This window comes from Neisseria sp. CCUG12390 (genome assembly GCF_047837985.1).
In the GTDB taxonomy this organism is placed as follows: Bacteria; Pseudomonadota; Gammaproteobacteria; order Burkholderiales; family Neisseriaceae; genus Neisseria.
This window is the reverse complement of record NZ_CP181244.1, coordinates 1,975,894-1,990,408: the sequence shown is the minus strand read 5'-3', so window position 1 is coordinate 1,990,408 and position 14,515 is coordinate 1,975,894. Positions and strand designations below refer to the sequence as shown.

General features: G+C 56.2%; 11 protein-coding genes. 9 read left to right on the top strand and 2 right to left on the bottom strand.

All coding sequences use genetic code 11. From position 1 onward, the window contains the following. Window positions 1–291 precede the first annotated feature (291 nt). From ACM67E_RS09240 to ACM67E_RS09220, 5 genes are all read left to right on the top strand, one after another. Window positions 292–1,557, top strand: coding sequence for an Nramp family divalent metal transporter (locus tag ACM67E_RS09240; protein ID WP_416191159.1), 1,266 nt, complete (start codon window positions 292–294; stop codon window positions 1,555–1,557). Window positions 1,558–1,686: 129 nt separating this feature from the next. After that, window positions 1,687–2,478 (top strand): acyl-CoA thioesterase, encoded by a 792-nt coding sequence (locus tag ACM67E_RS09235; RefSeq protein WP_416191158.1) that lies wholly within the window; start codon window positions 1,687–1,689, stop codon window positions 2,476–2,478. A gap of 324 nt (window positions 2,479–2,802) precedes the next feature. Continuing rightward, entirely contained in the window at window positions 2,803–3,630 is an 828-nt protein-coding gene (locus ACM67E_RS09230; RefSeq protein ID WP_416191157.1) for a p-hydroxycinnamoyl CoA hydratase/lyase, read from the top strand. Between the two features lie 216 nt (window positions 3,631–3,846). Then, window positions 3,847–5,295, top strand: a complete 1,449-nt coding sequence (locus ACM67E_RS09225) for an aldehyde dehydrogenase (RefSeq protein WP_416191156.1) — start codon at window positions 3,847–3,849, stop codon at window positions 5,293–5,295. A gap of 110 nt (window positions 5,296–5,405) precedes the next feature. Next, complete coding sequence (locus ACM67E_RS09220; protein WP_416191155.1) at window positions 5,406–7,265, top strand: feruloyl-CoA synthase; 1,860 nt, start codon at window positions 5,406–5,408, stop codon at window positions 7,263–7,265. A gap of 253 nt (window positions 7,266–7,518) precedes the next feature. On the opposite strand, the gene ACM67E_RS09215 is transcribed toward ACM67E_RS09220, so the two are convergent. Then, window positions 7,519–8,325, bottom strand: coding sequence for an integrase core domain-containing protein (locus ACM67E_RS09215; protein WP_416190995.1), 807 nt, complete (start codon window positions 8,323–8,325; stop codon window positions 7,519–7,521). Window positions 8,326–8,625: 300 nt separating this feature from the next. Here ACM67E_RS09215 and mhpT point away from each other — a divergent pair, with 300 nt between their 5' ends. From mhpT to ACM67E_RS09195, 4 genes are all read left to right on the top strand, one after another. Further along, window positions 8,626–9,849, top strand: coding sequence for a 3-(3-hydroxy-phenyl)propionate transporter MhpT (gene mhpT, locus ACM67E_RS09210; protein ID WP_416191154.1), 1,224 nt, complete (start codon window positions 8,626–8,628; stop codon window positions 9,847–9,849). Between the two features lie 89 nt (window positions 9,850–9,938). Beyond that, window positions 9,939–10,388 carry a MarR family winged helix-turn-helix transcriptional regulator gene (locus ACM67E_RS09205; protein WP_416191153.1) on the top strand — a complete coding sequence of 150 codons (450 nt, stop codon included), beginning with the start codon at window positions 9,939–9,941 and terminating at the stop codon, window positions 10,386–10,388. Between the two features lie 81 nt (window positions 10,389–10,469). Then, on the top strand, window positions 10,470–12,911 hold the full coding sequence (locus ACM67E_RS09200; protein WP_416191152.1) for an acyl-CoA dehydrogenase: 2,442 nt from the start codon (window positions 10,470–10,472) through the stop codon (window positions 12,909–12,911). A 121-nt stretch (window positions 12,912–13,032) separates the two neighbouring features. After that, window positions 13,033–13,176: a hypothetical protein gene (locus ACM67E_RS09195; protein ID WP_416191151.1), complete on the top strand. Its 144-nt coding sequence runs from the start codon at window positions 13,033–13,035 to the stop codon at window positions 13,174–13,176. A 388-nt stretch (window positions 13,177–13,564) separates the two neighbouring features. Here the strand turns inward: ACM67E_RS09195 and ACM67E_RS09190 are convergent, their stop codons facing one another. After that, window positions 13,565–14,371 (bottom strand): DsbC family protein, encoded by an 807-nt coding sequence (locus ACM67E_RS09190; RefSeq protein WP_416191150.1) that lies wholly within the window; start codon window positions 14,369–14,371, stop codon window positions 13,565–13,567. Window positions 14,372–14,515: the final 144 nt, after the last annotated feature.

The following is a 14,515-nucleotide window of genomic DNA, read 5'->3' as shown; positions in this document are numbered from 1 at the left end:
GGTCAAGGCCGTCTGAAATATTGTCGGGCCGTTGCAAAACGGATGAAAGTATTTCAGACGGCCTTTTGCCGCGCGGCGGTCATGCGCCGGCAATAAAAGCGATACTAGGCTGTTTTGAGGCAGGTTTTTGGCATAGTTTGCGAATTTTCATGGAACTTTACAATTAGTCAAAAGTTTGTCATTTTAAATTGGCATTAAATATCAATAAATCAAAAAATCGAAGTTTAAATTTACGCTAAAATCCGGCTTTCCGTAATTTTAAGGCCGTCTGAAAAAAAGACGGGTAACACAATGTCCCAAAGTCAAACACACACTTCCGCATCCACCTGGCAAAGCCGCATGAGCGCGCTGGGGCCGGGTATCCTGATGGCTTCGGCGGCCATCGGCGGCTCGCATCTGATCGCCTCCACGCAGGCCGGCGCGTTATACGGCTGGCAGCTGGCCTTAATCATCATTTTGACCAATGTCCTGAAATATCCGTTTTTCCGCTTCAGCGCGCACTACACCATGGACACGGGCAAAAGCCTGGTGCAGGGTTATGCCGAAAAGAGCCGCTTTTATTTATGGGTGTTTACCCTGTTGTGTTTCGTTTCGGCAACCATTAATGCCGGTGCGGTGGCGGTTGTGACGGCGGCGATTGTCAAAATGGCCCTGCCGGGTTTGGGTTTGGAAACCGGCGTGATTGCCGCACTGGTGATGCTTTCCTGCCTGCTGATTCTGATGAGCGGCCAATATAAGGCTTTGGATAACGTGTCCAAAGCAATCGTAGCCAGCCTGACGGTGGCGACGATTGCCGCCGCCGGCATCGCCATGTCGCGCGGTATGCAGATGCAGCCTGACTTTATCGAGCCGACGCCGTGGACGCTGGCGGGTTTGGGTTTCATTATCGCCCTGATGGGGTGGATGCCCGCGCCGATTGAGATTTCCGCGATTAACTCTTTGTGGGTGACGGAAAAGCAAAAAATCCAACCTTCCAGCTACCGCGACGGCATTTTCGATTTCAACGTCGGTTTTTACACCAGCGCGGTGCTGGCGGTGGTGTTTCTGGTGTTGGGCGCGTATGTGCAATACGGCAACGGGGAGCAAGTTCAGATGGCCGGCGGCAAATACATCGGCCAACTGATTAATATGTATGCCGTGACCATCGGCGAATGGGCGCGTCCGCTGGTGGCGTTCATCGCGTTCGCCTGTATGTACGGCACCACGATCACCGTGATCGACGGCTACGCCCGCGCGGTATCCGAATCCGTGCGCCTGATCCGCCATAAAGAAAGCGTCGGCAAAGGCGAATTGTTCGGCTGGTATCTCTGGGTGGCCGGTAGCGGTTTGGCACTGATTTTGTGGTTCAACAGCGCGATGGCGGAATTGCTGAAATTCGCCATGATTTCAGCCTTCTTGGCCGCACCCGTGTTCGCATGGCTGAACTACCGCCTGGTAAAGGCCGACAAAAAACACAAACTCTCCAAAGGCATGGAAGCCTTGGCGATTGTCGGTTTGATTTACTTGGTAGGCTTTGCCGTCTTGTTCCTGCTCAATTTCGGCGGATTGCTCGGTTAGGGCAAATACGCACAAAGACTTAAAGGCCGTCTGAAACGTTTCAGACGGCCTTTTCGATTTTTCAATTGCGGATATATCAAGTCGCTTTATATAATCCAAAACACAACAGCACATACCAAGGAGAAAAACATGGATTTGAATCAAGCATTTGAAGCGTTGAGAACGCGAGACGACGTTACCGTCGGCGCAGACTGGTTCCAAGGCCGTTCGCTCTTCGGCGGGGTAACGGCGGCTTTGATGCTGGCCAAATTGCAGCATATTTTAGACAAGCCGCGCCGACTGCGCTCGCTGACGGTCAATTTTGTCGGCCCCGTCAATGCCGCCGAAGCCGTCCATCTGGACGCACGCGTGTTGCGGGTGGGCAAGTCGGTGGTGCAGGGCGAAGTGCATCTGACGCAGGGAAATGAAGTGCTGGCGGTGTTGTTGGCGAGTTTCGGCGAGGCGCGCGAATCCAAAGTGGTTCAGACAGCCTCGACGCCCGCACCCAAATGGCAGCCGCCGCAGGATTTGCCGACGCAGCGCGATTTGGGCGGTTTGGAGTTGGCATTTCTGCATTATCTGGATTTGCGCTGGGCGGAAGGGGCGCAGGCATTCAGCGGCGCGCAACAGGCTGCTTTCGGCGCGTACACCCGTTTCCGAAACCAAAGCGGCGCGTTTACCGTGGCGCATCTGATCGCCTTGGCCGACGGCTTCCCGCCCGCGCCTGCCGCGCTGCTTGACGACATTGCGCCGATGAGCAGCCTGACATGGACGCTGGAGCTGCTGCACGAACCGCAGGACATTTCGCTGGAAGATTTCTGGCAGTATGCGGTACGCACCGATTATGCGGCCGAAGGCTACGGCCACACCGAAGCGCGGATGTGGGACAAAAACGGCGTGCTGACGCTCATCAGCCGCCAAACGGTGACGGTGTTCGGGTAGGCCGTTACCGTTTGGACCTGAAATCCGTCATGAGCCGCGCAAGTATGCCGCGCGTTTTCTGCGCAGCGGGGCCGTCTGAAAAGGTTTTCAGACGGCCTTTTTATATCAATCTAAATGATAATGAAATGATGAAAATGATTCGTGTGATTCTGTTTTCAAATTCGGATTTATAAAAATAAAATCGTTTATATTCATTTTGTTAATCGGATTTTATGGGCGGGTGTGTAAAATTGGCGGATAGGGCTTGAAATGTCAATTTAATTAATATTATACTCAAGCCGTGTTTTCAGCCGAACGTCAGAATATTTCCGAAGGAGAGAAACCATGTCATACGAAAACCGCTGGCAGACCGTGAAAGTCGCCGTCGAAAACCAAATCGCCTGGGTGTCGCTCAACCGCCCCGAAAAACGTAATGCCATGAGTCCGACGCTCAACCGCGAAATGGGCGAGGTATTGGAAGTGCTCGAGCAGGATGCGGATGTCGGCGTGGTGGTGATTACCGGCGAGGGCAGCGCGTGGACGGCGGGCATGGATTTGAAAGAGTATTTCCGCGAAACCGACGGCCTGCCTGAAATCGCGCAGGAAAAAGCCCGCCGCGAAGCGTGCAGATGGCAATGGCAGCTTTTGCGGTTTTACAGCAAGCCGACCATTGCGATGGTCAACGGCTGGTGTTTCGGCGGGGCGTTCTCGCCGCTGGTGGCCTGCGATTTGGCGGTTGCCGCCGACGAAGCCGTGTTCGGCCTGTCGGAAATCAACTGGGGCATTCCGCCGGGCAACCTGGTGAGCAAAGCGATGGCGGATACCGTCGGCCACCGCCAATCGTTGTATTACATCATGACCGGCGAAACCTTCAACGGCAAACAGGCCGCCGAAATGGGACTGGTGAACAAGAGCGTGCCGCTGGCCGAATTGCGCGGCGAGGTGGAAAAATTGTGCAAGGTGCTGCTGGAGAAAAATCCGGTGGTGCTGCGTTATGCGAAAAACGGCTTCAAACGCTGCCGCGAGCTGACTTGGGATCAAAACGAAGATTATCTGTACGCCAAGCTCGACCAATGTCTGTTCCGCGACCCCGAAGGCGGCCGTGCGGAGGGTATGCGCCAGTTTTTGGATGAAAAATCCATCAAGCCGGGCTTGCAGACTTACAAACGGTAAGGTTGAATTAGGCCGTCTGAAAATTTTTGCGATGGCGTAATGTTGCTTTGTGAGGACGAGCCACCCTCTCCCTAGCCCGCTCCCGCGGGCGGGAGAGGGGAAGGATTGCGAGAGCCTTGCAGTTTCCTTAACACACAAAAAGATTCATTCAGAGCAATCTAAATATGGATGCCGTCTGAAACGTTTCAGACGGCCTGAAACAACAGGAGCATTTTCATGAATCAAGTCAATTTGTTTATCAACGGCGAGTCGCGTCCGGCGGCGGACGGTAAAACGTTCGAGCGTTTCGGTCCTTTGAGCGGCGAGGCGGCGACGGTTGCGGCGGCGGGTAAGGCGGCGGACGCGGTGGCGGCGGTGGAAGCGGCGGCCAAGGCTTTTCCGGTTTGGGCGGCGCTGCCGCCGGGCGAAAAGCGCAACCGTCTGCTGAAAGCGGCGGATTTGCTGGCGTCGCGGGCGGACGAGTTTGTCAGAATCGGCATCGACGAGATGGGTTCGAGCGGCGCATGGTACGGTTTTAACGTGCATCTGGCGGCAAACATGCTGCGCGATGCGGCGGGCATGGTGACGCAGATTCAGGGCAATGTGATTCCGAGCGACGTGCCCGGTCGCATGGCAATGGGCGTGCGCGTGCCGTGCGGCGTGGTGGTGGGCATGGCGCCGTGGAATGCGCCGGTGATTCTGGCGACCCGTGCGTTGGCGATGCCTTTGGCCTGCGGCAATACGGTGGTGCTGAAAGCGTCGGAAAACTGTCCGGCCACGCATGAATTGTTGGTGCGCACTTTGAGCGAAGCCGGTTTGGGCGACGGCGTGGTGAACTTGGTGACCCACAGCGCGGAAGACGCGCCGGAAGTGGTGTCGGCGCTGATTGCCCATCCGGCGGTGAAACGCGTCAACTTCACCGGTTCGACCCACGTCGGCAAAATCGTCGCCAAACAATGCGCGGAGTATCTGAAACCGGTGGTGTTGGAACTGGGTGGAAAAGCCCCCGTCATCGTGTGCGAAGATGCGGATTTGGACGAGGCGGCCAATGCGATTGCGTTTGGTGCGTTTTTCAACCAAGGCCAAATCTGCATGAGCACCGAACGCGTGCTGGTGCATGAAAGCGTGGCCGACGCGTTGATAGGCCGTCTGAAAGCGAAAATCGACGGTTTCGTCACCGGCGATCCGCGCGGACAAGTCCATATCGCCCATGTGGAAAGCAAACGCTCGGCCGACCGTATTTTGGCGATGGTGCGCGATGCGGAGGAAAAAGGCGCGAAAGCGATTACAGAATACCGGATCAACGGCACCGCCATCAGTCCGATTCTGCTCGACGGCATCGCGCCGGGGATGCAGCTTTATACCGAAGAATCGTTCGGACCGGTGTGTACGCTGGAGCGCGTGAAAGACGACGAAGAAGCGGTTGCCAAAGCCAACGATTCCGTGTTCGGCTTGTCGGCGGCGGTGTTCAGCCGCGATTTGGGGCGTGCGATGGCCATTGCGCGGCGCATCGAAAGCGGCATCTGCCACATCAATTCGGCCACGGTCGACGACGAAGCGCCGATGCCGTTCGGCGGCGTGAAAGAGAGCGGTTACGGCCGCTTCGGCAGCAATGCGTCGATTAACGAATTCACCGAATTGCGCTGGATTACCGTGCGGAGTACGCCGAAACATTATCCGATTTGAGTCTTTTGAAACGTAAGTGAAATTTCAGACGGCCCGATAAATAACCGGCCGCGAATGAAGCCACAGGCCGTCTGAAAATGCTGACTGAACACCATCAGAGGAGAAACAGCATGTCACAGGCAACATCTTATCTCGACTATCCCATCCGCCCCGTGAAACTCGGCGGCCATGAAGTGAGCGTGCGCCAAGAAGGCGGTACGTTCTACATCACGCCCGAAGAGGCATTGAAACCTTATCCCGAAACCTTGTCGCAGCGTCTCTATGAAAACGCGGAAAAATACCCCGACCGCGTGTTTGTCGCCCGCCGCGGCTCGGACGGCCGATGGCAAAGCTATACTTACGCACAAACGCTGCAAGCCGTGCGCAACATCGCGCAGGCTTTGCTGCCGTATGAATTGAGTGCCGGGCGGCCGCTGATGATTCTGTCGGAAAATTCCATCGAAACCTTCCTGCTCAATTTCGGCGCGATGGTGGCCGGTATGCCGCACGCCTACATCGCACCGGCTTATTCGCTCGTGGCCGACAGCCCCGACAAACTGCGCCATGTGATCGACATGCTCACGCCGGGCATGTTTTTCGCGGGCGACGGCAAAGGTTTCAGACGGCATCTCGAAGCCTGCGGCCAGCTCGGCAAACCGATTGTCACCACCACCGGCGATTTGGACGGCCATGCCTGCCTGAAATTCGAGGATTTTCTCAACACGCCCGCCACCGGTGAAGTGGAACGGCGTCACGCGCAGATTCAGGCCGGCGACATCGCCAAATTCCTGTTTACCTCCGGTTCGACCTCCTTGCCCAAAGTCGTGCCGACCACGCACAAAATGCTGTGCAGCAACCAGCAGATGCTGCGCCAGACCTTGGCCGAAATGGAAGACGAGCCGCCCGTATTGGTCGATTGGCTGAGCTGGCATCATACCTTCGGCGGCAGCCACAATTTAGGCATCGTGCTGTACAACGCCGGCACGTTCTACATCGACGACGGCCGTCCGACCCCCGACCGTTTCCCCGAAACCATCCGCAACCTGAAAGAAATTTCGCCGACTATGTACCTGAACGTGCCGGTGGCGTGGGCGCAGCTGGCTAATGCGCTGCAGGATGATGCCCAACTGCGTGACACCTTCTTTAAAAACGTGAAGCTGTTTTTCTTTGCCGGAGCCGCCCTGTCACAGGATTTGTGGCAGAAACTCTCCGACATCAGCTACGCGCATTGCGGCGAGCGCATCCGCATTATGGCCGGACTGGGCATGACCGAAACGTCGCCGTCCTGCACCTTCACCACGGGGCCGTCGAATCTGGAAGCCGGTTTTGTCGGTTTCCCCGCGCCCGGTTGCGAAGTGAAGCTGGTTCCGGTCGACGGCAAACTCGAATTGCGCGTGCGCGGGCCGCATGTGATGCCGGGCTACTGGCGGCACGACAATCCGCGCGGCAGTTTCGACGAAGAAGGTTTCTACTGCACCGGCGACGCTGTGCGCCTGCTCAATCCCGACAATGTCGGAGACGGATTGGTGTACGACGGCCGCATCGCCGAAGATTTCAAGCTGATGACCGGCACGTTCGTCAACGTCGGCGAGTTGCGCAACCGTATCCTGATTCACGGCAACGAATTGATCGAAGACGTGGTGCTGGTGGGCGAGGGCAAGGACGAAGTCGGCGTATTGGCCTTCCCCAAACCGACCGTCACCCGCCGCAAAAGCGGCTTGGACAACAATGCCGATTGGCGCGACGTGCTGCTCAGCGAACCGGTGCGGCAGTGGTTTGAAGACTTTATGGACAGAATCAACCAAGGCTATTCGGCCAGCTCCAAACGCATCGCGCGGCTTTATCTGATGGAGCACGCCGCCGACAACGCCGTGGGCGAGAAAACCGACAAAGGCAATCTGAACCAACGTCTGCTGCGTACCCGCCGCACGCAGGAAATCGAAGCCCTGTACGGCGGTGGGGAAGACAAGTTCCGTTTTGTGGCGCAATAAGGTTTCAGACGGCCTTGAAGCGGTTTGAGGCCGTCTGAAAAGCTTGCCTGGTTTGTCAGAAGTAGGGTAGGCACTCGCTGTCCACGCAAATTTTAAATGGAAGACGGTTGGTCGGTTTAAGGCATTTGGTGGGCATGAATGCCTACCCTACCTCTTCTGTAACCTGCTCCCTCTCCTGCGCTGTGTGCGGGGGAGGGTTGGGGTGGGGTTATGTTTCGCTGGAAACATAAAATGTAAGAAATAACCGGGTTGTTTACACAACAGGTTGAGAAAAATAATCCTCCAAAGTCTCAAAAGGCGTCCTGCCTTTCAAGCTGCCGTGCGGCTTGACCGTATTGTAGAAATTCACAAAGCGGCACAATTCCCTGCGCCGGTGTTGCGCATCGTCAAATGTCTGCTTATCGTGCCACATCTCCATCAGCGTCCGAATCACCCGTTCCGCTTTGCCGTTGGTCTGCGGACGCGCAATACGGGTAAACTTCTGCACGATGTTGTTGCGGCAGCAGGCAGCGCCAAACGGGTGGGATGCATTGCCTTTGTATTCCACTCCGTTATCCGAGTATGCGCATTCGACGGTGTACGGGCAGCAGTCAATCACATCCCTCAACAGAAACTTGGCGGCACTGGCAGCCGTACGGTCGGGCAAGATGGCTGCGTACAGTTCGCGGGAGTAGTCGTCGATGGCGACAAACAGGTATTCGAACGGGTCGGCAACGCTTTGGTTTTTCAGCCGCGGCAACCGTTTGGTATCGAAATGCACCATTTCGCCGGGATAGGATTTGTTGTAGCGTTTAGCCTGTTTTTTGAGCTTTTCTTCGATGGCTTTTTCAACCTTAGCCAAACGTTTCATCCCGTATTTTGCTTGTTTGAACCGGTTGTTGGTACTGTTTTGCGGTGTGAGCAGCTGCAGCCGTGCGGCTTTGAGGATACGGTAGATGGTTACTCTGCTGACTTGGTATTGCCGGGCAAGTGAAGTAACGGTAATTTTATCCTGTGTATAGGCGCGCCAAACGGCTTGACGTTGGTGCGGTGTAAGTCGGGTATTTTTGTGGATGTTCATGGCAGTATTGTCTTTCAAATACTGTAAACAACGCTAGCTTTTCTTACACATAAAATCCTGTCGAAACAAAGTTAAACCCAAAAACACAAAACCAAGCAGGGGTAGGGTAGGCACTTGCTGCCCACACATAAATGGAAGGCGGTTGGTCGGTTTAAGGCATGTGGCGGGTATGAATGCACAAACTGCCTCAAGGCCGAAGCACCGCCCGCAACACAAAACCAAGGCCGTCTGAAAACGCAAAAATCCCTTTTCAGACGGCCTCAACGAAAAAACATAAAAACGCTGCAAAGGAGAATCGATATGGCAGCCGAAGGAAGAACCATACAGAACAGCGCCAAGATTACCTTGGCCATCTGTTTCATACTTGCGCTGATGGAAGGCTTCGACCTGCAATCGATGGGCGTGGCCGCTCCGATGATGCGCGAGGCGTTCCAACTCGACCCCAAACAATTGGGTTGGGCGTTTTCCGCCGCCACGTTGGGTACGCTGCCCGGCGCATTATTGGCCGGCAAACTGGCCGATATGTACGGCCGCAAGCCCATTCTCATCATCAACACCATTCTTTTCGGCATCATGTCGGTGCTGACCGCCCATGCCTATTCGTTCCCCTTGCTCTTGGGCGCGCGTTTCTTAACCGGCTTGGGTTTGGGCGGCGCGCTGCCGATTCTGATTACCATGGCCACCGAAGCCGTCAGCCCGAAATGGCGCGGCACGGCGGTAAGCATCATGTATTGCGGCGTGCCTGCGGGCGGCATCATTACTTCGCTGGTGGCGATTTCGCTGGCTAAAGAACTCGGGTGGGAATGGATTTTCTACGTCGGCGGTTTCGCGCCGCTGCTGCTGGTGCCGGTTATCTGGTTGTGGCTGCCGGAGTCGAAAGCTTATCTGCAAAGCAAACTCGAAGCCGAGCAGCGCAGCTTTTCCATCGGCCATATCCTGTTCGGCGAAGGGCGTTTTTTCGGCACGCTGCAACTGTGGATCAGCTTTTTCTGCACGCTGATTGTGCTGTATGTGCTGCTCAACTGGCTGCCGACCCTGTTTGCCGGCCAAAACTTTACCCGCGAGGAAATCAACTATGTGCAAATCGGCTTTAACGTCGGCGGCGTCATCGGCACGCTGGTGTTGGGGCTGTTTTTGGACAAACTCAACATCAAAGCCGTGGTGGTGTTGATTTACGCCGGTATGCTGGCCGCGCTGTATGCGCTGTCGTCAAGCGGCGAACTGGGCGGCATCATCGCCGCGACTTTGGCCTGCGGCATGTTCATCATCGGCGGACAAGGCGCGCTTTACGCATTGGCCGGAATGTTCTACCCGGCAGCCATCCGCGGCACGGGCGTGGGCACGGCGGTGGCGGTGGGGCGCGCCGGCTCGTTTGCCGGTCCGATTCTGGCCGGGATGATTTTGGGCGCAGGGCAATCGAGTTCCGCCGTCATCAGCGCGGCGATTCCGGTGATTGCCGTGGCGTTTGCCAGCGCGTTTGTCCTGGTTTTGCGCTTTAAGAAAAACCAAAACGCAAACGCCTGACACACGGTTTTCAGACGGCCCGCATCATAGTAAGGCCGTCTGAAAAGCAGTAAGATAGGTGCTTTGGAACACGATACGGAGCTACGGCGATGAAGCACGAACCTTGGGAAGACGGCAGCGGGCAGCCGACCGTCAGTTACAACATCGGCCGCCTCGACCGCCTGGTCAGCCAGCGGCTCGGCGAAGCCTTGAAACCGCTGGGCGTGAGCCTGCCGCAGTTTACCATGCTGTCGAACCTGCAACGGCGCGGCGCCACGGCCAATGCCGCGCTGGCGGCGCGTTCGTTCATCTCGCCGCAGGCCGCCAACCAGATTGTCAACACGATGGTGGAACACGGCTGGGTAACGAAACGCAACGATCCGAACCACGGGCGGATGGTGTTGATCGAGCTGACCGACAGCGGGCGCGACGTGTTCGCCCGCTGCATGAAAGAGGCGGCGGCGTTCGAAGCCGGAATGCTGCAAGGGCTGACCCCCGAGAGCGTGATGATGTTTAAAGCCACGGTGCAGCGGCTGCTGGATAATTTGCGCGGCGGTTGATACAGGCCGTCTGAAAAACAAAACCGTTTTTCAGACGGCCTCAATAAAAAATACAGAGAAAATCGATAAAGGAGAAAAACGATGTTGGGCACAATCGTCGCTTTATGCTGCTTGGCTGCGTTGGCGTTTTTCGGCGCACCGTTGTGGCTGTGGGTCGCTGTGGGCGTGTTCGGCCTGCTGTCGGGCATATTCGCGTGGTGGTTTGCGCTGCCGTGGCTGGCGGTGTGCGCGCTGCTGGGCGTGGCATCGCTGCGCGTGAAATTCGTCAGCCGTCCGGCGTTCAAGCTGTTCAAAAATATCCTGCCGCCGCTGTCGGCCACGGAACAGGCGGCGATTGATGCGGGTACGGTGTGGTGGGATGCGGAGATTTTCAACGGCAAACCCGATTGGCGAAAATTGTCGGGCTACCGCGACCCGAAGTTAACCGAAGAAGAGCAATCCTTTATCGACAACGAAACCGAAACCCTGTGCCAAATGCTCAACGACTGGCGGTTTACCCGTCACGATAAAGACCTGCCGCCCGAAGTGTGGCAATACGTGAAAGATCAGGGCTTTATCGCCATGATTATCGACAAAAAATACGGCGGCAAGCAGTTTTCCCATTATGCCCACGCCAAAGTGGCGACCAAAATCGCCAGCCGCAGCCCGGCCGCGGCCTACATGATTATGCTGCCCAATTCTTTAGGCCCTGCCGAACTGATTCAGCACTACGGCACCGACGAGCAGAAAGATTACTATCTGCCGCGCTTGGCCAAGGGCATCGACATGCCGTGTTTCGCGCTCACCAGCCCGTGGGCGGGTTCGGACGCGGGCGCGATTCCGGATACCGGTTTCGTCTGCTACGGCAGCTACACCGACCCGCGCGACGGTACGCGTCATGAAAACGTGTTGGGCGTGCGCGTGAGCTTTGAAAAACGCTGGATTACCATGGCGCCGATTGCCACGGTCATCGGTTTGGCCTTCAAATTGCGCGACCCCGATGGCTTGCTCGGCGGCAAGGAAGACATCGGCATTACCTGTGCATTATTGCCGACCGCGATGGAAGGTCTGTACCACCGACGCCGCCATTACCCGAACGAAACGCCGTTTTGGAACGGGCCGGTATGGGGCAAAGACATTTTCTTCCCGCTGGAATGGATTATCGGCGGCCGCGGTTACGCTGGACAGGGCTGGCGCATGTTGATGGAATGTTTGTCCATCGGCCGCTGCATTTCGCTGCCCTCGCAAGCAGTGGGCAATGCCAAACACGCCGCATGGACGACTTCCGCCTGGGTGGGCATCCGCCAGCAGTTCGGTTTGCCCATCGGTAAATTCGAGGGGGTGGCCGACGCATTGGCGCGCATCGGCGGCCACACCTACCAAATGGAGGCCACGCAAGATTTGGCGTTGACCGGTTTGGACTTGGGCGAAAATCCGTCGGTGATTTCGGCAATGGTGAAATTCAACAACACCGAACGCCTGCGCAAAGTCATGAACGACGCAATGGACATCCACGGCGGCCGCGCGGTGGTCGGCGGGCCGCGCAACTATCTGGCCGCCATGTACAACGCCGTGCCCATCGGCATCACGGTGGAGGGGGCGAACATCCTGACCCGCTGCCTGATGATTTTCGGGCAGGGCGCGTTCCGCTGCCACAACCATGTGTTGAACGAAATCGACGCGCTGCAAAAAGACGATGTGGGCGCGTTTGACCAAGCGTTTCAAAAACACTTGGTTCAAAGCGCGTCCAATGCCGCCCGCAGTTTCGTGTTCGGCATCACCTACGGCGGCGGCTACGCACCGACAAGCCCGCTGGCCTTCGCCTACAAACGGCTTAACCGCCTGAGCGCGGCGTTTGCCTTTGCCGCCGATGTCGCCATGCTGAGCTTGGGCGGCGACTTGAAACGGCGCGAGAGCCTGTCCGGCCGTTTGGCAGACGCGTTCTCCAATCTCTACATCGCCTCCGCCTGCCTGAAGCGTTTCGAGCGCGAGGGCAGCAAAGAAGCCGATTTGCCGCTTGCCGAATACGCCGTGCGCTTGGCTTTATACGAAGCCGAACAAGCCTTGGCGGGCTTGGTGCAAAACCTGCCCAACCGCTGCGCCGCCTTGCTGTTGCGCGTGGTGGTGTTTCCCTTGGGTAAACGCGAAAGCGCACCGAAAGACCAATTGGCGCATCAGGTTGCCGCCGATATGCAGCAGCACGGCGAAACGCTCGACCGCCTGACCCGCTTCCGTTTCCATCCGCAAGGCGATGTCGACAATGCCGACGAGCCATTGGCTGTGTTGAAACCGGCGATGGAAGCCGTGCGCCAAACATCCAAGCTGGAACAGGCCTTGCGAAAAGCCGAAGCCAAAGGCGGATTGAAAGCCGAAACGCCGTCTGAAAAAATCAGCGAAGCCGTGGAAAAAGGCCTGATAACGCCGGAGCAGGGCGAACAAATCCGCGAAGCCCGCCGCTTGGTGAAAATCGCGATTACGGTGGACGATTTCGATATGGATTTGAACGAAGCCAATCCGAAACCGTTTGAATTCAGGGTGTTTTGAGGGCAGTGGTCAGGGGTATCAAATACAGACAGCAGTTTCTCATCAGGCTGAAATTTGATTGTGTCTGCCCTGCAAAAAGGCCGTCTGAAAATTTTAAGAAAGCGGATTTCAGATAGCCTTTATGTTTATGAAATCCGCAGACGTGCGTACGGTTACGCCGCATGGGGCGGCTAACCGTACCTACGATTTGCTGAAGCCGTCTGAAAGGCTGATGTTTACGGCGTTTTCAGCCAAAAGCACCAACGGGCCGGACTGCTGCAATTGATCCCTCTCCTGCGCCCGGCGCGGGGAGGGTTGGGGAGGGGCGCAGAAACATTAAAATCTGCTGAAACTCAGGCAAAATGTACTTCTGCGAAGTACCCCCATCCTGACCTTCCCCCGCGCCGGGCGCAGGGGAAGGGACAGATTGCAGGAACTTCAAAATTTGGTGTCGAAAATCAACCGCCGGTTTTATGGATTTGATTTCATCCAACTTTTATTTTGAAGTTTTCATTTTTGGGGTGTGAAAACGTATTTTACAAAGACAAGGCCGTCTGAAAATCTGCTTTCATGGGAGGATTGCAGATAGCGCAAAGATGACTTGATAGATTAGGATAAAACAAGGCCGTCTGAAAACTGACTGCGTTTTCAGACGGCCTTGTTTTATCCGAACCTTACTTCTGGTTTTTCTCAATAATTTCCTGCAATTGCGGCATCGGGCTGTAACCGCTTTGCGTGCGGCCGTTCGGGAACACCAAAGTCGGCGTGCCGGAGAAGCCCAGCTGTTCGCCCAAAGACATGGTTTCGGCCACGGGGTTGTCGCAGGCTTTGGCGGCGGGCGGCGTTTTGCCCCCGCGCATCCATTCCGTCCATGCTTTGGTCGGGTTCGGCTGGCACCAGATGTTTTCGGCTTTGCGCTGCGCGTCGGGGTGCAGACTGGCGATCGGCATCATGAAGTTGTAAATCGTGATGTCGGTCATCTTGGCGAATTCGTGTTCCAGGCGTTTGCAGAACGGGCAGTCGGGATCGCTGAATACCGCGATTTTCAGCTTGCCGTTGCCGCGCACTTCCTTAATCGCTTTGTCCAAAGGCAGGCTGTCGAAATCGATTTTGTTCAGTTCCGCCGCGCGATCGTCGGTCAGGCTTTCGCGCGTGTTCACGTTAATCAGGTCGCCCACCAGCATATAGTCGCCTTTGGCGTCGGTGTAGATAATCTGGTTGCCGCTCACGACCACTTCGTAAATGCCCTGAATCGGGGTTTCGCCCACGCTCATCACTTTCAGGTCTTGGGATTCATAGACTTTTTCCAGCTTGGTTTTCAGCGATTCGGCCACGCTTTTGTCGGCGGCTTTGGGGGCGGCGGCGGAAGCGGCGGCAGCCGGTGCGGAAGACGAGCCTTTGTTGCTGACGGCGGTTTGGCCGCAGGCCACCAGAGGAATCAGCGTCAGAGGCAGTAATGTGTTGATTAATTTCAGTTTCATATCGGTCTGGTGAAGAATGGAAAAGGCGCATTGTAACAAAACTTTCCGTTAAGCGCAGATAAGTTTCTCACGGTATCGGTTGCTGATAAAATGGATTGTTGCAGGCCGTCTGAATATTCAGGCGGGGAAATACGAACCGATTGA